Below are 20,300 nucleotides of genomic sequence, written 5' to 3'. Positions count from 1 at the left end.
CCGTCAGTGGGCTGTCCAACCGCCGTCGACCGGGATGTTCGCGCCGGTGAGATACGAGGCCCCGTCGGAGGCCAGAAACACCGCCAGCGGCGCGATCTCCTCGGGCTGGGCGGGCCTGTTCATCGGCGTCTCCTCGAGGACGAAGTTGTAGAAGCGCTCGGACTCGAGCAGGTCGCTCGTCATCGGCGTCTCGACGAAGCCGGGGCAGATGCTGTTGACGCGGACGCCCTCCGCGGCGTAGTCGACGGCAACCTGCTGGGTGAAGTTCACGACGCCGCCTTTGGCCGCGGAGTACGAGGCGGCCCCCTTGCCCCCGACCAGCCCGTAGATCGAGGCGATGTTGATGATACACCCGTCGCTCTCTTTGAGATGCGGCAGCGCCGCTTTCGTTCCGTGCATGACGCCGTCGAGATCGACATCGACGACGCGCTCCCACTCCTCGAGGCTCATCTCTTCGACGGACGTTTCGCTCGCGATTCCGGCGTTGTTGACGATCACCTCGAGAGTCCCGAACTCGTCGACGGTGGCCTCCACGAGCGCCTCGACCTGGTCGTACTCGCTGACGTCCGTCTGGACGAACTCGCAGCCGAGTTCGTCCGCAACCGCCTCTCCTTCGGACTGGGTCTGGTCCGCGATGACCACGTTCGCGCCTTCGTCGACGTACGCGGCGGCGATCGACTTGCCGATACCCGATGCTCCGCCGGTGACGATCACGGTTTTTCCTTCGAGTTGCATTTGCTGCTCCGGGGGTCGGTATACCGGCCAGACTAAAAGAGATCGTGGCAACCGTCACCGCGGGACGGAGATCGCTCGCCGCCAGAGCGGACGGCACGTATCGATCTCGGTCACCGGGCGACGGCTTTGACGACGGCCACATCACGGTCGGTCCGCTCGATGACCTTCTTCCTGATGCCGGAGAAGTGCTCCCGGTGATCGCCGTGTTCGCCGACGACGATGACATCCGCGTCGATCTCGTCGGCACAGTGGAGGATGATCTCGGACGGGATGCCGTGTTCCATGTCGCCGTCGACGGGGACGCCGCGCTCGGCCGCCATCTCAATCACGTCGTTGACACACATCGCGGCGTGGTCTTCGGCGTAGATAGTCGCCAATTCAGCCGAACTGAGCGCGGGACTGTCGAACTTCTGGTCGTCTACCACGCAGATGGCGTGCAGAGCCGTCTCGCGTTCTTCGGCGAGCTCTACGGCGCGTTCGGCCGCCCGACGCGCGTACTCGCTTCCGTCGGTCGCTAACAGGATCGGGCCCATGTGGGGTGTTCGCCGTTCCTCCCCGTATAGCTTTCATCGTCGGTGTGCCGACGTGGTTCGTGAGCGGACGAGTCAGCGCTGGGCGCGGACGTTCGAGGCGGGAAAGCGTTTTAGGGCCGCTCGATGGAGAGGCCACCGTACCGACGCGACGATCGGAGCCGCGATCGCGGTACTGGAGAGAAATCATGACAGTCATCGCACGGTTCGAAGTGATCCCGATTCGAGAAGGGAGTATGTCACAGGCGATCGCCAGCGCGCTGCATGCGCTCGATCAGTTCCCCGTCTCCTACGAGACGACCGCGACGGACACGATACTCGAAGGGGAGACCGTCGGCGACGTGTTGGCCGCCGTGCAAGCGGCCCACGAAGCGATCGACGGCGATCGCGTGATCACCTCACTGGAACTCGACGAGACCAGGGGGCGCAGACAGAGCATGTACGACCGTCTCGAATCGGTCGAACGGACGCTCGGTCGGCCCCCACAGAAGCGGCACTCGCCCCCACAGCAGCGATCGCAGGGGGTGGTTCGGTCCCGAGAGCAGTCTCGAACACGGCGCGGACAGTCGCCCCGCCGCTCGAGGTGATCGGCGGCGGACGGTCAGGATCGACGCTCTCAAGAACACACACTGGTACCGCGCCAGCAACCGGAGTGCGTTCGTCGTGGTTCGACGCGCGAGAGCGGCCGCACGGACTCCGTTCACTTTCACTACGGTTGGCTCCGCCTTACGTTCGAGCGGACCGTACGAGAGAGACGGTCGCGGTCGCGCCGTCCGGGGCGTGACGCGAGCGACGACCCCGGTCGGCGGACCGCGGATCGTTCCCGCGGCGGGGGTTCGGGCGACCGCCTGATACACACTATGCCCGACGAATCCACATCCATGGACGACGAATCGACGAGCAAGCACGCGGGCAATCCGACCGGCGAACGGTTCACGAAGATCCGCGCCGCCGAGTACGACCGCGTCAACGAGTTCCTCAAGGACCGAACCGCGTTCACCGCGCGAGAGTGGGCCATCGCTCGCGCCTGCCAGGACTTCCGCACGCCGACGGGGGTGCCGATGGGAACGGTCGGCGAGCACCTCCCCGAAATCGTCCCCTTCGTGACGGAGCCGTACTCGGGGCGGGCGATCAGCAACGCGACGTACCGGTTCGACGAGAAGGTCCAGCGGGCGGCGAACACGATGCTGTACGGCGCACTCTCCGGGTTTTACACGGCCGACGAATTAGACGACATCCTCTACGAGGCCGTCGAAACGGCGACGCTCCTGATCGAGACGGAGGGCGGAACGGTCGACCTCGAGACGGAACGGCGCGTCGAGTCCCAACTGGCCGACTCGATGAACCGGGTCCGAACGGCGAGTCGGGAAGTCGCGGCCGAACTCGCGGCCGAGAGCGGGGCCGAAGGCGATGCCGCAGACGAGAGCGAAGGCTAACCGGCAGGTGTCGGCGACGGCCGCCAAACGGCGGGCCCGGTCACCGAACGACGACGACCGGAATCGGCGATCGGCGAACGACGTTCTCCGCGACGCTGCCCAGCAGAAGCCGCGAGACCCCTTCTCGGCCGTGGCTGCCGAGGACGACCGTATCGACATCTTCGGCCGCCGCGTAGTCGACGATCTCGTGGTCCGGTTTGCCGGTGACGATCTCGGTCTCGAGGTCGGCGCCGCGGTCCGCCGCGAGGCCCCGCGCCTCGTCGAGGATATCGCGCCCCCGGTCGTCGGCCGCGTCGACGACGGGGACTCTGTCCTCGGGGTTCTCGAAAAGGGCCTCGTAGCCGTCCGGTGTCGGAACGACGTACAGCGCGGTCACGCGGGCGTCGGGGAACGTCTCGAGGGCGTACTCGAGCGCGTCTGCCGACGGTGGGGAGCCGTCGTAGGGCACGAGGATTCGATCGGTCATGGGGATTACACGATATCCGTTATCATAATACACGCCCCTTGAAGCGCAAGACCGTCGATCCGGGTGCGCCCAAACGCGCGACCGACCGGGCTCGAGGCTCGGAACCCGGTCCGTTCGGCTCGTTGCGCTGACGCGGCGGAAACGTTCGTTCTCCGGGACCGTTCCGAAATCGTGATCGACAGTGTTCGCTACCTGTGTAGCCGTTTTACGAGCCGACATCGTAGCCGGTGATATGAGCACGTACATCCTCGTGCCGATGGACGGCGCGCCGCTCTCCAAGAAAGCGCTCGAGGTGGCGCTCTCCGAACACGACGACGCCGAATTCACCGTCCTCCACGTGATCGACCCCGCCGATCCGGGATACAGCTATCCGATCGACGTCGACGTGACGAGAGAGCCGCTCCACGGCTCCGAAGCGTGGTACGAGCGCGCCGAAGAACTCGCGGACGAACTCTTCGACGACGCACGGGAGACGGCGGACGACTACGGCGTCGACCTCGAGACCGAACTCGTCGCCGGCTCGCCGGCGCGCGTGATCGTCGACTACGCGGCGGACCACGACGTCGACCACATCATCATGGGCAGCCACGGCCGCGACGAGAAATCGCGGATCCTGCTGGGGAGCGTCACCGAAACGGTGGCGTTCAGATCGCCCGTTCGCGTGACCCTCGTCCGGTAGCGACTCACTCGGTAAACCGCGTGCCACAGCCGCCGCAGTCGGCGACGAACTCGCGTCGCGCGAGGGCGCGCAGTTCCATCTCGGCACCGCACTCCGGACAGGTGACGGTGCGCCACTCCCGCCACGTCTCGCCGTCGACGCGTTTCCGCGCGTCGTCGTCGGACTCCTCGAGGTACGTGGGGTCTCGGTCGACCATTGGAGAGAGCACGGTGTCGGCGCGGATAAATGTGCCCTCGCGCTCGGTGTGCGAGGCGTCAGGCCGCTCGGAGTCGGATCGGAATCCCGTCAGGATCGCGGATCTCGAGACCGCAATCCCACTCTCGGGCGGCGACATCGGCGTCCTCGAGACGCCGTCGGACCGTCCCGAGCGTCGCCTCGTCCGGGACGACGAGTTCGACCCACGCTAACCCGCGGCCGCCCAGCGGCTCAGATCTGCCGTTCCAGACGTTCAAGGCGAGGTGATGGTGGTAGTCCCCGGCCGCGACGAACAACGCCCCTCGAGCCGCCGTCTGGACGCGAAGCCCCAGCGCGTCGACGTAGAACGCGCGTGCGGCGTCGATCGAGGACACCTCGAGGTGGACGTGGCCGACCGTCGTGTCGGGCGGGACCGCGGCGGCGCCGTCCGACCGCGACGCCAGGTCGGTGAGATCGAGCGGAACCGTCCCGATTCGGACCGTGCCGTCGTCCGCGCGCGGCCACTCCGCCCGCGGCCGGTCACGGTAGATTTCGACCCCGTTGTCCTCGGGATCGGTGAGATACAGGGCCTCGCTGACGTGGTGATCGGACGCGCCGCTCAGTTGCCAGCGGTCGCGGACCCGCTCGAGTGCGGCCCCAGCGCGGTCCGCGACGGGACCCTGAAGGCGTTGTGGAACAGCCCGGCTTGCTCCGGGCGTCTGGGCGGTGCGGTCTCGTCTCTTGTCAGGACGAGCAACGGCGTCCCGTCGGCACCGAGCGTTGCCGTCGTCTCGCTGCGCGCACAAACCGTGAGGCCGACGACGTCGCGATAGAAGTCGATCATCGCCTCGAGGTCCGTGACGAGCAGTGCGGTGCGGCCGATCCGCGTATCGTCCGGGATGAGTGGTGGCGCTGTCATCGGTGTCGGGAGGGGTCGCTCGAGTAGTCCACTGGTTCGTCCGAAGAAACGTGCGATCAGCGTATAGCTGCTGTGGGCGAGGGACAGTTCGGTGATAGCTGTAACCGACGCCGAGCCCGCGCTACGCTTTTCATCGCTCGAGACGGCGACGTTCGCTCGAGCCGACGCGACTCGCGGGTAGTTACTTGTCGAAGCGAACCGAACGAACCGTCTCGATGGCTGTCACGCTTTCCCAGGAGTCGGAGCGCCCACACGTCGCTCACCTCCGGCTGGATTACAACGACCTGAACCTGCTGACCGTCGACGAGGCGGACTCCGTCCGCGAAACGGTCGCATCGGTTCCCGACGAGGTGTCAGTACTGACGATCGCCGCCGATCGAACCGGAGCGTCGGGCGACGAGATCCGCGGGCTGTCCGCAGGACTGAACCTCGAGTGGGCCCAGTCCCTGTCGGCCCACGAGGGACACGACCTCCTGCGGGCGTTCTACGAGATGATCGAGGCAGTTCGGGATCTCGACGCGGTCGTCGTCTGTAGCTGCGGCGCGTACACGCTCGGCGCGGCGTTCGAACTGGCGATAGCCTGCGAGTTCCGCGTCGCGACCGCCGACGCGCGACTGGGGCTGCCCGAGGTAACCGTCGGCCTCCCGACGGTGATCCACGGCGGATTGTTGCTCCGGCTGGCTGGGACCCAGACCGCGGCAGAGCTCGTCTACACCGGAAAGACACTGTCAGGTGCCGAAGCGGCTGAGCGACGGCTCGTCAACCGCGCCGTCGCGCCGGCCGAGTACGACGACGCGCTGGACGATCTCGTGGACTCGCTCGCGGCGAAGAGCCCACAGATCCTGCGGACGCAAAAGCGAGTGCTGCGCCGGTTCCGCTCGCTCGGCCTCGAGCGGGGGATGGAGGCGAGCATCGGCGACATCGGCCGGACCTTCGGAACGCCGGACCAGCGCGAGGCGATGGCGGCGTTCCTGGACGACCGCGAGCCGGAGTTCGACGGCTGAGCGACTGTCCGCACACCGCTGGCGGCCAGATCGCTGCCGAGTCGGACCGGTCTCTCCGCCGATAGGTTTTTGCTTCGGTTTGCGAACGGCTACGTATGTCCCTCGCAACGAAACTCCGCGAGCGCGACCCGGCCGTCGGAAGCTGGCTGTCGCTTCGCGACCCGGCCGTCGCGGAACTCACCGCCGAACTCGGGTTCGACTTCGTCGTCCTCGACATCGAGCACACGCCGAACACGATGGAGACGGTGATCGAACAGGTACGGGCGGTCGACGCCGCCGACAGCGAGACGGACGCGATCGTGCGCCTCCCCTGGAACGACCCCGTTGTGGTCAAACGGGTGCTCGACACGGGCGCGAGCGGCGTCATGGCACCGATGATCGAGAGCGCGGCCGAAGCGGAGACGCTCGTCGAGTCGACGCGCTACCCGCCCGAGGGCGTCCGCGGCGTCGCCGGCGGCCGCGCCTCCCGGTACGGCCTCGAGATGGAGGAGTACTATCGGACCGCGGCCGACGGAATCGTCACCATCGCCCAGATCGAGACGGAAGCTGGCCTCGAGAACGTCGAGGAAATCGCGGCGGTCGACGGACTCGATGCGTTGTTCGTCGGCCCCGCGGATCTGTCCGCGAACCTCGGCTGCTACGGCGAGTGGGACGACGAGGTGTTCCTCGCCGCGGTCGACGAAATCGTCGACACGGCACACGAGGCCGACACCGCCGTCTCGACGCTCGCGGTTCGGAACGCGGACATCGAGCGCTGGGTCCACCGCGGATTCGATTTCGTCATGGCCGGGACCGATACCACGCACGTTCTGGCGGGCAGCCAGCGCGCGAAATCGACGTTCGAGGACGCGATCGAGGAGCGAGAGTCGTAATCGGCCGTGGGGGGCGTCAGGAGCGGAGTCACTCCGCAGCGGGAACGAACACCGGAATCGCCACGTCGTCGGCGTCGACATCGACAAATCGGACCTCGACGCGGGTTCCGACCGTCACCTCGTCGGGGTCGCAGTCGACGTTCGTCACCATCCGCGGCCCCTCGTCGAGTTCGACGTAGGCGACGACGAGCGGGAGGTCGTCTGCGGGCCAGCCGCTCATGCTGTGGGCGACGGAGTAGGAGTACACCTCGCCGGTGCCGGCGGCCTCGAGCCAGTCCACGTCGTCGCTAAAGCAGTCGGGACAGAGCGCTCTCGGGTAGTGATACGTGAGCCCGCAGTCCCGACACTCACGGAGGAGCAGTCGACCATCGGCGGCCGCTTCCCAGTAGCGTTCCGTTTCCGGCGTTACCTCGGGCACCGGCCGCGAGGCCTCGCTCATCGGTCCTCACCTCCGAGGACGAGCGTCGCAGCGCCGTGGCGGGTCCCGATGCTGCCGCCGGTTCCGTGGGCGAGCGCGACATCGGCGTCGACCTGCACCTCGTCGGTGGCCTCCCCGCGGAGCTGGCGGACCGCCTCGATGACCTTCGTCATGCCGCCGCGGTTGGCCGGATGGTTCGAACACAGCCCGCCGCCGTCGGTGTTGAACGGCAACTCCCCGTCTGGCGCGCGCAGCGTTCCGCCCTCGACGAACTTTCCGCCGTCGCCTTTCGCGCAGAAGCCGAGGTCCTCTAACGCCTCGAGCACCGTGATGGTAAAGGAGTCGTAGATCGACGCGTAGTCGACGTGTTCCGGGCCGAGACCTGCCTCCTCGAAGGCGCGCGCCCCGGATTGATCCGCGGCGGTCTTCGAGAGGTCGATGCGGCCGGCGTCCTGATGGCCGATCGCTTCGCCGTGGCCGAGCACCTCGACGCACGACCGCTCGAGGGTCGACCGGACATCCTCGGAGACGACGAGCAAGGCGCCGCCGCCGTCGGAGATGACACAGCAGTCGAGGAGGTGGAGCGGATCGGCGACCACCCGCGACTCGAGGACGTCTTCGACGGAGACCGGCTCCTGATACATCGCGTGCTCGTTGTACTGCGCGTGGTGGGAGGCCGCGGCGCGGATCTCGGCGAGCTGTGCGCTCGTCGTTCCGTGTTCGTGCATGTGGCGCTGGGCGGCCATCCCGTACATAGTGACGTTGGTGACGCCGTAGACCCGTTCGAAGCTGTCCTGCATCGTCTGCAGGCCGCGCACGCCGGAACCGGTCGCCTGGCCGCGCGACCGGGGGCGACCGGCGAGGGTGATCAACGCCACGTCGCACTTGCCGTCGCGGATCGCGCTCGCGGCGTGGCCGACGTGGCTGACGTACGACGAACCGCCGTAGTCCGTCGTGTCGGCGTAGGACGGATCGAGGCCGAGGTAGTCGGCCGCGACGAGCGGCGACAGCCCGGAGCCGTGTTCCGGCACTCCGGCCGTGAAGTACGCGTCGACGTCGTCTTTCTCGAGCCCCGCGTCCTCGAGGGCCCCCTTCGCGACCTCCGCGTGTAGCTGCATCGTCGATTTGTCCGGTGCTTCTCTCGTCGGGTGCTCGTACGCACCGGCGATGTACACTGGCTCTTCGCTTGCCATCAGATAGCAATTCTCGAGGGGGGCCGTAAGCGTTGGCCGTTCGTTCAGAGCGTTGGACGGCCGAAATCGGCGCTCGAAAAATCGCGCAGAAACGGATTCGAATCGGGAATCCGCGTCAGCGGGCCGACTCCGTCAGTAGAACGTCTCGCCGGTTTTCGCCTTCTCGACGAGCAGGTCACACGGCAGCGTTTCGGCGAGCTTGTTCGTGTCCTCGTGACGGCTGGCGACCTCGGTCAGCTTCTGCAGGATGACATCCGCGCCGACCTCGTCTGCCTTCTCGAGTGGCCCCATCGGCCAGTTCCCGCCCAGACGCGCGCCGGTGTCGACGTCCTCCACGGTGGCGACATCGTTCTCGACCATCTTGGCGGCCTCGTTGACGATCGGCGCCCAGACGAGCAGCGTGTCGAAGCCCTGGCCCGCGTCGACCGAGATCTGCGGTTCGTCGCGCTCGTCGTAGTCGTAGTAGCCGGCGTCGGCTTTCCGACCGTAGCGTCCCTTCTCGTAGAGCCGGTGGACGAGCGGACAGACCTCCGTGTCGTAGGCCATCGGCCGGTCGTCCTCGAGGTGGTCCTGCTCGCCCTCGACGCGGAGCTGGATACCGCCGGTGAAGTCGGCGAGTTCGAACGGCCCCATCGGGAACCCTTCCGTATACTTCATCGCGGAGTCGATCTCCTCGAAGGAGTGTTCGCCCCGGTAGGCCATCCACGCCGGGCCTTCGCCGTAGGGGCGCATCAGCCGGTTGACGATGAACGACGGGATGTCCATCTTACAGCGAATCGGCGTCTTGTCGAACGACTCGATGAGCGCTTCGGCGGTGTCGGCGACGCCGTCGGGGGTGTGCTCAGTCATGATGACCTCGACCAGCTCCATGAGCATCGGCGGGTTGAACCAGTGCGTGCCAACGACCTGCTCCGGTCGGTCAGTCGTCTCCGCGAGCCGCGTGATGTTCAGGCCGGACGTGTTCGTCGCGAGGAGGGCGTCCTCGGGGGCCGCCGCGTCCAGGTCCTCGAAGATGTCCTCCTTGACCGACTGCTGTTCGACCGCCGCCTCGGTGACGAAGTCCGCGTCGCCGACCGCTTCCTCGAGGTCGGTGGTAAAGGAGAGCCGGTCGAGCGCGTCGTCGACCGCCGCCTCCGTCGTGGCCCCGTTCTCGACCGACTTCTCGTAGGACCACTCGATCTGCTCTTCAGCCTCCTCGAGCTGCGATTCGTCGATGTCGTTGATAGCGGCCTCGTAGCCCGCTAACGCGGCGACGGCGGCGATACCGCGCCCCATCTGTCCGCTCCCGATCACTGCGACCGTCTCGATGTCGTCGATATCCACGACCATGCGTCTCCGTTTCTCGGTTTTCCTGATAAACGTATGCGATCCACGCTCACGGCGCGTCGCCGACACGGTGTACTCGTCGAGTTCTCGCTCCAGTTCGGGATGGGCGTCTACTACGTCTACACGCGGGAGCTCGCCGCCGAGGGACGCGGCGGGACGAGCCTCGACGTCTTCACCTCGATCGCGTTCAGCGGCACGTTAGTCTCCCCGACGGTGGGCGGCTGGCTGATCGACGCGTTCTCCTGGGAGACGACGTTCCTCCTCTATGCCCTCATTGGCGTCGTCGGAATCGGCGTGTTGTTTCTCACGCGCGACTCGAGTCCGAGTCGGACCGGGTGAGCGTCGCGATCACGGCCCAACGTTTAAACGATCGCTTCCGGTCAACTGACCTATGACGTATCACACATGTGTGCTGAGGAATCGAACGACGAGGAAGCGGACTCGCGAAATCGCCGGCGATCGATCGCGAGGTGATCACCGATGAGTTCGGACGCGGAGGCCGACGCGGACGGCTTCTTCGAGACGGTCTCGGTCGGGGACCGGACGGTCACCCAGGGGCGGACGATCACCGAGGCCGACGTGACGAACTTCGCCGGCGTCTCCGGCGACTTCAACCATCTGCATACCGACGGCGCCCGAATGGAAGACTCCACGTTCGGCGAGCGGATCGCCCACGGGATGCTCGTCCTGTCGGCCGGGACCGGTCTGATCTGGCAGAGCCGGAGCACGCTCGAGCGGGAATCGGTCGTCGCCTTCTACGGTCTCGACGATCTCAGGTTCACCGCGCCGACGTTCATCGGCGATACCATCCACGTCGAGCGCGAGGTCCTCGAGACGGAGCGAACGCCGGATGCGCCGGGGACCGGAACGGTTCGCTACCGCGTGGACGTGTGCAAAGACGACGAGACGACGGTGCTCACCTGCGAGATGACATCGCTCCTCGAGTAGGGGCGTTCGATCGCGTTCACCGCCCGTCAGCGTCGGATTCCTGCCGTCTTTATCCCGCTCCGTGTGGTGTCCCGTGACATGACACAGACCACTGCGCCGGTCGTCGCGGGCATCGGAACCGTCCCGAACGGGACCCACTCCGTCCCGGAGCGGGACCTCGCGCTGACCGTGATTCGCGATGCCCTCGAGGACGCCGCAGTCGAACTCCCCGCCGTCGACGGGCTCTACATGCCCGCGCCGCGCCCGTGGACGCGCCAGGGGTTCTTCTCGACGCATCTTCTCTCCCGGCTCGGACTCCCGGTCGACCGCTCGCTCGAGGTCTCGACCGGCGGCACCAGCGGCGGCCACGCGTTCCACGCCGCCATCTCGGACATCCGCGACGGGTCCGTCGAGACGGCGCTCGTCCTCGCCGTCGAGCGCAACTCGACGATCGACACGACGGGGCCGTACTTCGACTACGTCCTCAAGCTGTTCGACGCCGAGTTCGAGTCGCCGATCGGGATGACCATCCCAGCCGCCTACGCCCAGAGCATGCAGCGGTACTGCCACGAGCACGGCGTCGACCGCGAGGACATCGCCGAGGTCGTCGTCAAGAACCGTGCGAACGGCGTCGCGAATCCGGAGGCGCTCTTCGACGACGAACTGACTCGAGGGGCAGTCCTCGAGGCCCGGCCGGTCGCCGATCCGATCCGTCTGTTCGACTGTCCGGCCCCCTGTGACGGCGCGGCCGCGATCCTCCTCACCGCAGACGATATCGCCGCGTCGGATTCCTCGCCGGTCGCCGTCGCCGGCACCGGCTACCACCACGAAGCGAGCCAGTTCATCACGAACCACGGCTCCCCGATCACGGAGTTGCCGGCCGTCGGACGCGCCGCGGACCAAGCGGTCGACGCCGCCGGCATCTCGGTTGCCGATATCGATGCCTTCGAGCCGTACGCGCCGTTTCCACACATCGAGGCAATCGTCGCGGAGGAGTTGGGCCTCGCAGAGCGCGGCGGCGGCGTCGACGCCTGCCTCGAGGGCCGAACGGCTCCGGACGGCGAGTTTCCGATGAGCCCGTCGGGGGGCTGTCTCGGCCGCGGCCATCCGGCGATGGTGACGCCGCTGCTCAACTACGTGGCGGCCGTGCGACAGCTTCGCGGGACCGCGCCGACGCAGGTGCCCGACGCCGAACGCGTCCTCACGACCGCGGAACACGGCCACGTCAACGGCGCGACCGCCACCGTCTTCGCCACGGAGGTGTGAGCATGGAGCCGTACACGAAACCGTTCTGGGAGTCCCTCCGGGACGGCACGTTCCTGATCCACGCCTGTGAGAACTGTGGCGAGCACTTCTTCCCGCCGACGCCGCTCTGTCCGCACTGCCACTCGAGCGAGGTCGACTGGACGGCGGCGACCGGCCGCGGAACCCTTTTTTCGTTCACGCGGACGCACGCCACGGCGGCGGGGTTCCCGGACGAGGTCGTGATCGGCGTCGTCGAATTCGAGGAGGGGCCACGCCTGCTCGCACCGATCGACGAACCGTACGCGACCCTCGAGATCGGCGACCCGGTCGCCCTCGAGGCCGTCGCGTACGAGCCCGACCACGACCGGGGCTGGACGTCGGGCTATCCGTTCTTCGCGGCGAGTCGCCTCGAGGAGTGACCGATGGGGGCCGAAATCCGATCCTGACACTCGGATGTCGGCTATATGGCCGTGGAATCCGTAGTACCGACAGAACCCATGGCAACCGTAACCGAAACTCCGGCACGGAGCAGGCGCTCGCTCGCCCGCCGCGGCGTACTCGCGATTCTGCTCTCAGTTCTCAGCACCGCGATTATCCTCGGGGTCGCGCAGGCAGCCGGAATCGCGCCGGGCTTCGAACCGCTCACCTGGCCGCCGGTGATTTTCCTCACGGTCGTCGGTGCCGTCGGCGCCGTCGCCGTCTACTGGCTCCTCGTTCGCGTGGCGGACGACCCCGACAGGACGTTCACGATCGTCGCCACCGTCGTCCTCGTCCTCTCGTACGGTCCCGACTTCTTCTTGCTCTCCGCCGACGAGAACGCGACGGTGATCGGCGTCGCGGCGTTGCTGCTCATGCACACCGCCGTCGCCGCGGTCTGTGTCGCCGCGCTGACGGGGCGATTCGGGTGAGCCGATAGCGACCGTCGCCGCCGTCAGGCGAGGTCGCCGAGCCCCTCGCTCTTCAAGCTGGACGCGATCTGGTTCTTCTGGACCTCGTCGGTACCGGCCGCGAGCCGCCGGGCGCGGCCCAGCCGGTAGAGGTACTCGAGCGGGTGGCCCTGCTGGTAGCCGTTCGCGCCGTGGACCTGCAGGGCCTCGCTGACGACGCTCTCGACCATCTGGCTCGAGTAGAGTTTGGCCATCGACGCGTCGCGGCGGTCGGGAACCCGACCTCGTTCGTGGGCCCGCACCGCCGCGCGGTGGGTGAGCGCCCGCGAGGCCTCGAGTTCCGTGGCGGCATCGGCGAGCTTCCACTCGATGCCCTGGAAGTCGCCGATCGGCTGGTCGAACTGCACCCGGTCTTGGGCGTACTCGAGGGCCTTCTCGAGGGCGCAGCTGGCGATCGCGTTCGCGAGCGTCGAGCTGCCGAGGCGCTCCCAGTTGAGCGCCCGAAGCTGGTTTTTGAACCCCTCCGGACCGCGCGTGACGACGTTCTCCTCGGGGACGGTCACGTCCGCCATCGTGAAGTGGGTCTGGTGGTGGCCCGCCATGTTCTCGTAGTGTTGCTGGATCTCGACGCCGTCCCAATCGAACTCGACGATCACCGAGCCGAGCCCCTCCGGGAATTTCGTCCAGATCAGGGCCGCGCTCGAGTCCTCGACGTGGCTCACCCACGTTTTCTCGCCGTTTAGCACCAGTTCGGAGCCGTCGTCCTCGATTCGCGTCCCCATCGAGCCGACGTCGGAGCCGGCCTCCGGCTCCGAGATTCCGATGGCGACGTTGTCCTCGCCGTCGAGCACCGGCGGCAGGTACCGTTCCTTGGCCGCCTCGGTCCCGAACAGTTCGATCGCGCGCGGGGCAACGAGTTGCATGTTGTAGAGCAACTCGGCGGTATCGGGACAAACGCGGCCTACAGCCTCCATGACGAGGATCGCGTCGAGTTCGGTCATCCCGCCGCCGCCGTACTCCTCCGGAAAGTTGACGCCGAGAAAGCCCTGATCGGCGAGGAGTTTCGCGTTCTCCCACGGCGGCTCGTCCTCCCAGTCGAACGCCCTGTCGGCGAATTCGCGTTCCGCGATGTCCTCGACCGCGGAGACGAGTAGCTCCTGTTCCGGGCTGAGCGAGATCATGCAATCCGGTATCGTGGCCACTGGTATCAATGTACGGAAGCCGGATCTCAAACGATCCGTTACAGTTCGCACAGTGTGTAGGATATTTGTCATATCCGCAGGAGACAACGGTCGTTGTCCGTCGGGCGGCCGATCGGCGACGTATCCGTTGAATCTCGGACCCGAGACGGTCGGACTCGAGTCCGATATACCCGCCACCGGAATCACGAATGGTATCATTCCCCAAGGCATTTCTCGGATGCTGACATCGAGGGCGGTATGAAGCCGCTTGACGACCTCACCGTCGTCGATCTGACACAGTCGATCGCCGGCCCTGTCTGTACCCAGCTACTCGCCGAGATGGGCGCGACCGTCCTGAAGATCGAACCACCCGACGGCGACGCCTTCCGTCGTCTCATGGATGGCAACATGTTCACGCCGTTCAACCACGGCAAGCAGAGCCTCTGCGTCGATCTCAAGACCGACGAGGGCCGCGAGGTTGTCACTGATATGGTGAGAGAAGCTGACGTGGTCGTCGAGAGCTTCCGCCCCGGCGTCCTCGAGACGTTCGATCTCGACTACGAGTCGGTGACTGAGCGCAACGAGGACGTGATCTACTGCTCGCTGTCGGGATTCGGCCGGACCGGACCGTACCAGTCGTACCCCGGCTACGATCCCTGCATCCAGGCGGTGTCGGGCCTGATGGCGATTACGGGGTATCGCGACCGGCCGCCGATCCGCATCCGCGCCAGCCTCATCGACTGTGGAACGGGCGCCAACGCCGCCGTTGCGATCCTGGCCGCCGTCCGCCAGCGCGACCGGGGCGGCGACGGCACGCACATCGACATCTCGCTGTTCGACGTGGCGGTCTCGTGGATGTCCTACTGGATCACGAACTACGATCAGACGGGCGACCTCCCCGAGCGGGCCGGCGGCAACGGGATCGGCAGCGCGCCCAACGGCGTCTTCCCGACAGGCGACGGCCACATCTACGTCGCGGCGATCTCGGAAGCGATGTACGAGCGCCTCTGTACCGTCCTCGAGCGCCCCGATCTGCTCGAGGACGACCGGTTTCGGACGATCGACGACCGCCTCGAGCACCGCGAGGCGCTCCGCGAGGAACTGATCTCGGTGTTCGAGGCGTATAGGTCGGCCGACCTCGAAGAGGAACTGCTCGAGGCGGGGATTCCCGCGGGCGCGGTCCAGACCGTCGCCGACCTCGTCGAAGACGACGACCACGTCGCGGCGCGGTCGTCGCTGGTCGACTCCTACAATCCGGAGGCCGACGAAGCGGTCGTGACGGCGGCGCTCCCGTTTCGCTTCAGTTCGGCCATCCACGACGGGGAGTTCTCTTCGCCGCCGCCGACGAAAGGCGAACACACCGACGACGTGCTGGCAGCGCTGTCGTACTCCCAACGAGAGATCGAGGCGCTCCACGAGGCCGGCGCGGTCTTCTCGAGTCCGTAGCCCGCTAGTGCGATACGTCCCTCAAGCGCCGCTGGCGGCCCGCGCTCGACTGAAACGGTGCTGACGGGCCGAATTCCGAACGAAAAACCACTCCGTTCGAACGCCTCACCAGTTCCGGCTAGCCCAGTTCGATTCCCGTCCAACGACCGAAGAACCGGTCAACTGGTCGCTTTCAGTTCGGTGGGGAGTGAGAATTGTAGTGACACACAATGGATCTCCTCCCCACTGCCATGGTATGACATGCCCAGACATAATATAGATACTGGTAGTTCTTACACACATGCACACGTATTTTACTACTCGAAATTGGACTGGCGAGCAGCAACCGACGAAACGGATAATCACCCGGTCGGCGGACCTTCGTTTTCGCCCCCGCTCCGCGATCAGCCGTTTCCCCCGCGAGACGAACCCCCGCTCGGTGGGGAAACGTTCGCCTCACGCAACCCGGTGATGCAGCACTCGACTCGAGAACGGTCTGACGGAATGCATCCCCTTGCTCCCCACGGTGGCACCTGCGATGCGATCAGGAGCGGACGGTTCGAACGACGGTCGCGGGATCAGATGCACACACTGCGGTTCTGAGACACCAGATCCGAGTCGTTTTGGGTGTACGGCCCGTACGTCCGGCGATGCCGACGACGTGTGCGCTCTGTCGGCGCATCGTTCCGGACGAGACCATCGACGACCCCCAGGTCGTCCAGGAACACCACTTGCGGCCCGAGGAGCGAGCGACGAGTCCGACGGTGATGCTCTGTCGGCCCTGCCACAAACAGATTCACGCGGTGTTCACGAACGAGGAACTCCGAGACACGTACGAAACGATCGACGCGCTTCGGTCGGCAGAGCGGTTGGCGGACTACATCGACTGGATTCGCGGAACGAAGAAACTCGACATTCGGGTCTCGAGGGGCGACCGAACCCACCATCGCCGATAGTGACTCGCCGATCGTCTCGATACCGCATCCGCTCGAATCACGGTCGACGAACCCGGACGTTCCGTCCACTGACGGACTCGAGTCCGGAGGAGGAGTACTGTCGTGTGAAAATCGGGCTCCGTCTGAGTAGTCGGCACAGCCGTTCCCACGGTGGTAGCCTCCCGGTCTCGGCGATCGGAAGCGGACGGTGGTTGTGACGGAAGTCACGAACGCCTATACGCCGCGGCACAGTGGTCGGTGATAGATGTCCGCACGTGAACCGTTCGGTCAGCGCGGTCGGCTCGTCGCAGGGACCGCCCTCCTCGCCGCCCTGTTTTTGCTCCTCTGTTGGACGGGCGCGGCCACCGCAGAGCCGCTGGAGACCGCCTATCCCGACGGGCTCGAGGTGACATCGAACCCCGATGCGTACGTCGGCGACCGCGTCGTCATCGGTGGCTTCGTCGTCGAGACTGACCCGGTCGTGATCGCGACGCGAGCGAGCGGCTACGGCAGGTTCACCGTCGTGGACGCGGCCGACAGTCGACTCCAGTCGGCCGCGCCGCTCGAGCGAGGCGACGACGTGACCGTCTTCGGGACGCTGACGGACGCGTCCACGCTCGAGGCGGACCGGGTCCTCACCGACGAGTTGCGGGATACGTTCTACATGCTCGCCGTCTCGCTCGTCGGTGGCTGCTGGGTCCTCGGCCGCCTCGTCCGCGGCTGGCGCATCGACCGCGATCGGCTCGCTCTCGTGCCCAGAACTGCGACGCGACCGGACGGCGACCGACGGCGGAACGTGAACGACGGTGATCCGTGATGCCCGATCTCCTCACGCACGTCCTGATCGGCTACAGCATCGGGACCGTGCTTTCGTTTCGCTACGGGCGGCTCGGACCGGAACAGGTCTCCCTCGTGATGGCTGGAGCGCTCTCGCCGGACCTCGTCAAGGTCCGGCTCTTGTTCCCGGCCAGGTTCGTCGAGGCGATCGTCGGGCTCCCTTTCTCGTGGGCACCGCTGCACACGCTCGGCGGGACCGTGCTGGTCGTCTCTCTTGGAGCGCTGCTGGTCGCACCCGAGTATCGACGGCAGGCGGTCGCGCTGATCGCCGTCGGCGCAGCGTCACACCACGCCCTCGACATCGCGTTGCTCACGGCGGCCGGCGAGTCCTACGCCGTGTTCTACCCGATCAGTTCGTATCGACTGCCGTCTCTGGACCTGTATCTCAGCACCGACCGCTGGCCCGCGATCGTCTCGGGTGCGCTCGCCGCCGCGCTGTGGGCCGCGCGTCGATACGGCGCGACGGCGAAGCAATAGCCCTCGAGTCGTCGACTACGACCGGTTCTCGCTCTAACGGGTCTGAGAGGCCCGACAGACGCCGATTCTAACATACTTGGAATCGTGATGATGTTGATATACATCACGTCTCATCTATCCACTGTCGCGTTCCCCACCGCGACAACGACCATAGCACCCACCCTACTCTTGTCCAACCCCCGTCCGGTGACGGTCTCTGTCCCGGCCCGCCGGACATCTTTGCGGTTCTTCGTGGCCGTTGGAAACAGCCGGTCAGCAGTGGCTTCACGGAGAGAACGAGACGCGCTGCGGGCCGCTCGAGGGGCGGCCCGTTACGTCCGATACTCGCCGGGTGCGAGCAACTCGATCGGATGGGGCACGTCCCGCTCGAGCAGCGTCTCGAGTTGGTCGCCACAGGAGGTCCCCGAGGCGACCACGGTTTCGGCACCTTCAACCTGTCCCGCCAGCCGCTCGCCGACGTCCATGCTGAGGTCGTAGAACTCGCGCTTGTAGCCAAAGGAGCCGGCCATGCCACAGCACTCGGCGTCGGAAGTCTCGGGCGCGTAGCCACAGCGCTCGAGGACGGCCACGGTGGGCGCTTCGAGATCGAGCGTGCGCTGCTGGCAGTGGGAGTGGTAGGCGACCGGTTCCGCGCCGTCGCCGGTCGACAGGGCCGACGGGTCGGCTCCGTTCTCGAGCAGCCCGTAGACGTACTCGCAGATCTCGTAGCTGTTCGTCCGGAGCTGCTCGACGGACCGCTCGGGCAGCAGCCGCTCGTACTCGCGGTGGATCGCCGCCAGATCGGAGGGCTCGACGACGACCACGTCGCGGCCGGCGTCGATGTCTTCGGCCAGCGCGGCGTAGAGCTTGCTGGCTTGCCGGTCCGCGGTCGCGATCATCCCCTGAGAGAGCGCCGCGCGCCCGCTCTCGGGCAGGTCGGGGACGCGGACGGGAACGCCGAGCGCCTCGAGCGTTCGGACGGCCGCTTTCCCGCGGTCGGTGTCGACGTAGTTGGTGTACACGTCCGGGTAGAGGACGACCTCGCGGTCGAGGTCGGCCCCGTTCTCGCGAGCCGCGGCGCGTTCCGCTCGCCGGCTCGAGGCCTCCGGGCCGCCCCGCCCCTCGAACCAGTCGACGAGCGACTCCCGCTGAAACGCGGGGAGGTCGCGCCGACGGTCGATCCCGAGGGTGCGCTCGAGCAGCCCGCGGACGGGGCCGGCGTCGGCCAGCCAGTTCGAGACGGGGGCGGTCGCGCTGGCAGCCTTCGCGACGGTGCCGATGTTGCCGAAGAAACGCTTGCCGGGGTCGAGGCCGCCCTCCTCCACGTCGGGCGTGAGCCCGTCGACGAGGAAGTCGTAGGACTCGGGGTCGCCGCTGCGGTTGACGCGGTCCCGGACGACGGTGTTGATCCACGGGATATCGATCTTGACCGGACAGGCGTCGACGCAGCGTGTACAGCCGGTACAGAAGTCGTTGAACTCGGCGGCCGACTCCTGGCCGTGGACGCCGGCTTCCCAGCCGGTGGCGATCCCGCCCGAGTAGGTCTCGCCGCCGAAGCCGTGGCCGCCGACCGACTGGAAGTTCGCACAGGAGTTCGAACAGGCACCACAGCGGATGCAGTACAGCGTCTCCCGGAGCTGGTCGTCCTCGCGCATGTCCGTGCGGCCGTTGTCCAGCAGGACGAGGTGGAAGTCGCGGTCCCCCGTTGCGTTCCCGTCCGCCGACGCCGCCTCCGCGGACTCCCAGTCGCCCGTGATCGGCTCGTCCGGATCGTCGAAGTCGAGCGTCGGCGAGTCCGTCGGCGGCGACAGCATCGTCACGTACTGGGAGATCGGCTGGCCCGTCGCGCTCTTGGCGATGATGTCGACGAACGGCTCGAGGTCCGACAGCGTCGGGATCAGTTTCTCGACGCCGGCGATCGCGACGTGGGTATCGGGCGTGACCGCGCACTTCCGGGCGTTGCCCTCGTTCGTCACCAGCGTGATCGTCCCGCTGTCGGCGACGACGAAGTTCGCGCCGGTGATCCCCACGTCGGCCGCGCGGATGCGCTCGCCGAGGTGGTCTCTGGCGAACCGGGTCAGTTCCTCGGCGGTCTCGAACGGTTCGTCGGGGTCGAACCGCTCGTTGAACAGTTCGGCGATCTCCGGCCGCGAGAGGTGCATCGCCGGGCCGACGATGTGCGAGGGCGTATCGTCCGCGACTTGCAAGACCCACTCGCCGAGGTCCGTCTCGGTAACGTCGATCCCGTCGGCCTCGAGCGCGTCGTTGAGGTCGATCTCCTCGGTCGTCATCGACTTCGACTTGACGACCGACGGGGTGTCGCCGTCCCCGGCGATCCCGTTCTCCTCGGTCTCCGTCCGGACGACCTCGGAGACGTAGGCGTTCGCGTCCGCGGCGTCGTCGGCCACGTAGACGGTGCCGCCGTTTGCCTCGACAGCGTTCTTTACCGTGTCGATCAGGTCCGGGAGGCGATCGATGGCGTCTTCCTTGATCGAGCGGGCCTCGGCTCGCAGCGCCTCGATATCGTCCGTCGCGCCGTAGGTCTCGTAGCGGCGGGCGTTCGAGGCGCTCGCGTGCGTGTGGATCGCCTCGCCTTCGGTCTCGAGCAGGTGGCGGATCCGATCGGCCTGCTGCGATCGCGTGCGCTGGGCCATC

The 20,300-nt window shown here is 66.8% G+C and carries 23 protein-coding genes and 1 pseudogene; 14 read left to right on the top strand and 10 right to left on the bottom strand.

Annotated features, from left to right (window positions below; all coding sequences use genetic code 11):
* Positions 1 to 3: 3 nt before the first annotated feature.
* Positions 4 to 735 (bottom strand): meso-2,3-butanediol dehydrogenase, encoded by a 732-nt coding sequence (gene budC, locus NKH51_RS02725; RefSeq protein ID WP_254763705.1) that lies wholly within the window; start codon positions 733 to 735, stop codon positions 4 to 6.
* A gap of 110 nt (positions 736 to 845) precedes the next feature.
* On the bottom strand, positions 846 to 1,268 hold the full coding sequence (locus tag NKH51_RS02720; RefSeq protein WP_254763704.1) for a universal stress protein: 423 nt from the start codon (positions 1,266 to 1,268) through the stop codon (positions 846 to 848).
* A gap of 185 nt (positions 1,269 to 1,453) precedes the next feature.
* Here NKH51_RS02720 and NKH51_RS02715 point away from each other — a divergent pair, with 185 nt between their 5' ends.
* A complete protein-coding gene (locus NKH51_RS02715; protein ID WP_254763703.1) occupies positions 1,454 to 1,852 on the top strand; it encodes a thiamine-binding protein in 399 nt (132 codons plus the stop codon).
* Between the two features lie 294 nt (positions 1,853 to 2,146).
* On the top strand, positions 2,147 to 2,701 hold the full coding sequence (locus NKH51_RS02710) for a DUF5806 family protein (protein ID WP_254763702.1): 555 nt from the start codon (positions 2,147 to 2,149) through the stop codon (positions 2,699 to 2,701).
* Positions 2,702 to 2,741: 40 nt separating this feature from the next.
* Here the strand turns inward: NKH51_RS02710 and NKH51_RS02705 are convergent, their stop codons facing one another.
* Positions 2,742 to 3,167: a universal stress protein gene (locus NKH51_RS02705; protein ID WP_254763701.1), complete on the bottom strand. Its 426-nt coding sequence runs from the start codon at positions 3,165 to 3,167 to the stop codon at positions 2,742 to 2,744.
* Positions 3,168 to 3,399: 232 nt separating this feature from the next.
* Between NKH51_RS02705 and NKH51_RS02700 the strand changes: the two genes are divergently transcribed.
* Complete coding sequence (locus tag NKH51_RS02700) at positions 3,400 to 3,846, top strand: universal stress protein (RefSeq protein ID WP_254763700.1); 447 nt, start codon at positions 3,400 to 3,402, stop codon at positions 3,844 to 3,846.
* Between the two features lie 4 nt (positions 3,847 to 3,850).
* On the opposite strand, the gene NKH51_RS02695 is transcribed toward NKH51_RS02700, so the two are convergent.
* Both NKH51_RS02695 and NKH51_RS02690 read right to left on the bottom strand, forming a co-directional pair.
* Positions 3,851 to 4,042 (bottom strand): transposase, encoded by a 192-nt coding sequence (locus NKH51_RS02695; protein ID WP_254763698.1) that lies wholly within the window; start codon positions 4,040 to 4,042, stop codon positions 3,851 to 3,853.
* Between the two features lie 58 nt (positions 4,043 to 4,100).
* A pseudogene (locus NKH51_RS02690) lies at positions 4,101 to 4,939 on the bottom strand (VOC family protein).
* Positions 4,940 to 5,154: 215 nt separating this feature from the next.
* On the opposite strand from NKH51_RS02690, the gene NKH51_RS02685 reads away from it, so the two are divergent.
* Positions 5,155 to 5,943, top strand: coding sequence for an enoyl-CoA hydratase/isomerase family protein (locus NKH51_RS02685; RefSeq protein WP_254763697.1), 789 nt, complete (start codon positions 5,155 to 5,157; stop codon positions 5,941 to 5,943).
* A gap of 95 nt (positions 5,944 to 6,038) precedes the next feature.
* Complete coding sequence (locus NKH51_RS02680; RefSeq protein WP_254763696.1) at positions 6,039 to 6,815, top strand: HpcH/HpaI aldolase family protein; 777 nt, start codon at positions 6,039 to 6,041, stop codon at positions 6,813 to 6,815.
* A 28-nt stretch (positions 6,816 to 6,843) separates the two neighbouring features.
* Here NKH51_RS02680 and NKH51_RS02675 read toward each other — a convergent pair whose 3' ends face one another.
* The 3 genes from NKH51_RS02675 to NKH51_RS02665 all read right to left on the bottom strand — a co-directional run bounded on the left by NKH51_RS02675 (position 6,844) and on the right by NKH51_RS02665 (position 9,755).
* On the bottom strand, positions 6,844 to 7,254 hold the full coding sequence (locus NKH51_RS02675; RefSeq protein ID WP_254763695.1) for a Zn-ribbon domain-containing OB-fold protein: 411 nt from the start codon (positions 7,252 to 7,254) through the stop codon (positions 6,844 to 6,846).
* On the bottom strand, positions 7,251 to 8,426 hold the full coding sequence (locus NKH51_RS02670; protein WP_254763694.1) for a thiolase domain-containing protein: 1,176 nt from the start codon (positions 8,424 to 8,426) through the stop codon (positions 7,251 to 7,253). The genes NKH51_RS02675 and NKH51_RS02670 overlap by 4 nt, the downstream gene beginning before the upstream one ends.
* Positions 8,427 to 8,558: 132 nt before the next feature.
* Entirely contained in the window at positions 8,559 to 9,755 is a 1,197-nt protein-coding gene (locus tag NKH51_RS02665) for a 3-hydroxyacyl-CoA dehydrogenase (protein ID WP_254763693.1), read from the bottom strand.
* 33 nt (positions 9,756 to 9,788) lie between these two features.
* Between NKH51_RS02665 and NKH51_RS02660 the strand changes: the two genes are divergently transcribed.
* The 5 genes from NKH51_RS02660 to NKH51_RS02640 all read left to right on the top strand — a co-directional run bounded on the left by NKH51_RS02660 (position 9,789) and on the right by NKH51_RS02640 (position 12,832).
* Positions 9,789 to 10,091 (top strand): MFS transporter, encoded by a 303-nt coding sequence (locus NKH51_RS02660; protein ID WP_254763692.1) that lies wholly within the window; start codon positions 9,789 to 9,791, stop codon positions 10,089 to 10,091.
* A gap of 141 nt (positions 10,092 to 10,232) precedes the next feature.
* The gene (locus tag NKH51_RS02655; protein ID WP_254763691.1) at positions 10,233 to 10,700 is read left to right on the top strand and encodes a MaoC/PaaZ C-terminal domain-containing protein; all 468 of its coding nucleotides are present in this window, start codon (positions 10,233 to 10,235) and stop codon (positions 10,698 to 10,700) included.
* Between the two features lie 78 nt (positions 10,701 to 10,778).
* The gene (locus NKH51_RS02650; protein ID WP_254763690.1) at positions 10,779 to 11,945 is read left to right on the top strand and encodes a thiolase family protein; all 1,167 of its coding nucleotides are present in this window, start codon (positions 10,779 to 10,781) and stop codon (positions 11,943 to 11,945) included.
* Between the two features lie 2 nt (positions 11,946 to 11,947).
* Entirely contained in the window at positions 11,948 to 12,343 is a 396-nt protein-coding gene (locus NKH51_RS02645; RefSeq protein WP_254763689.1) for a Zn-ribbon domain-containing OB-fold protein, read from the top strand.
* Between the two features lie 78 nt (positions 12,344 to 12,421).
* Complete coding sequence (locus tag NKH51_RS02640) at positions 12,422 to 12,832, top strand: DUF6069 family protein (RefSeq protein WP_254763688.1); 411 nt, start codon at positions 12,422 to 12,424, stop codon at positions 12,830 to 12,832.
* Between the two features lie 23 nt (positions 12,833 to 12,855).
* Here the strand turns inward: NKH51_RS02640 and NKH51_RS02635 are convergent, their stop codons facing one another.
* A complete protein-coding gene (locus tag NKH51_RS02635) occupies positions 12,856 to 13,992 on the bottom strand; it encodes an acyl-CoA dehydrogenase family protein (protein WP_254763687.1) in 1,137 nt (378 codons plus the stop codon).
* Positions 13,993 to 14,250: 258 nt separating this feature from the next.
* On the opposite strand from NKH51_RS02635, the gene NKH51_RS02630 reads away from it, so the two are divergent.
* The 4 genes from NKH51_RS02630 to NKH51_RS02615 all read left to right on the top strand — a co-directional run bounded on the left by NKH51_RS02630 (position 14,251) and on the right by NKH51_RS02615 (position 17,666).
* On the top strand, positions 14,251 to 15,438 hold the full coding sequence (locus NKH51_RS02630) for a CaiB/BaiF CoA transferase family protein (protein WP_254763685.1): 1,188 nt from the start codon (positions 14,251 to 14,253) through the stop codon (positions 15,436 to 15,438).
* A gap of 629 nt (positions 15,439 to 16,067) precedes the next feature.
* Positions 16,068 to 16,373: a hypothetical protein gene (locus NKH51_RS02625; protein ID WP_254763684.1), complete on the top strand. Its 306-nt coding sequence runs from the start codon at positions 16,068 to 16,070 to the stop codon at positions 16,371 to 16,373.
* 244 nt (positions 16,374 to 16,617) lie between these two features.
* Positions 16,618 to 17,169, top strand: coding sequence for an OB-like fold-containing membrane protein (locus NKH51_RS02620; RefSeq protein WP_254763683.1), 552 nt, complete (start codon positions 16,618 to 16,620; stop codon positions 17,167 to 17,169).
* The gene (locus tag NKH51_RS02615) at positions 17,169 to 17,666 is read left to right on the top strand and encodes a metal-dependent hydrolase (protein ID WP_254763682.1); all 498 of its coding nucleotides are present in this window, start codon (positions 17,169 to 17,171) and stop codon (positions 17,664 to 17,666) included. The genes NKH51_RS02620 and NKH51_RS02615 overlap by 1 nt, the downstream gene beginning before the upstream one ends.
* 311 nt (positions 17,667 to 17,977) lie before the next feature.
* Here NKH51_RS02615 and NKH51_RS02610 read toward each other — a convergent pair whose 3' ends face one another.
* Positions 17,978 to 20,299 carry an LUD domain-containing protein gene (locus tag NKH51_RS02610; RefSeq protein ID WP_254763681.1) on the bottom strand — a complete coding sequence of 774 codons (2,322 nt, stop codon included), beginning with the start codon at positions 20,297 to 20,299 and terminating at the stop codon, positions 17,978 to 17,980.
* Position 20,300: the final 1 nt, after the last annotated feature.

It is taken from the genome of Natrinema marinum, from assembly GCF_024296685.1.
GTDB classification, from domain to species: Archaea; Halobacteriota; Halobacteria; order Halobacteriales; family Natrialbaceae; genus Natrinema; species Natrinema marinum.
The sequence above is the reverse complement of the archived record's forward strand: the minus strand, read 5'-3'. Positions and strand labels throughout refer to the sequence as shown.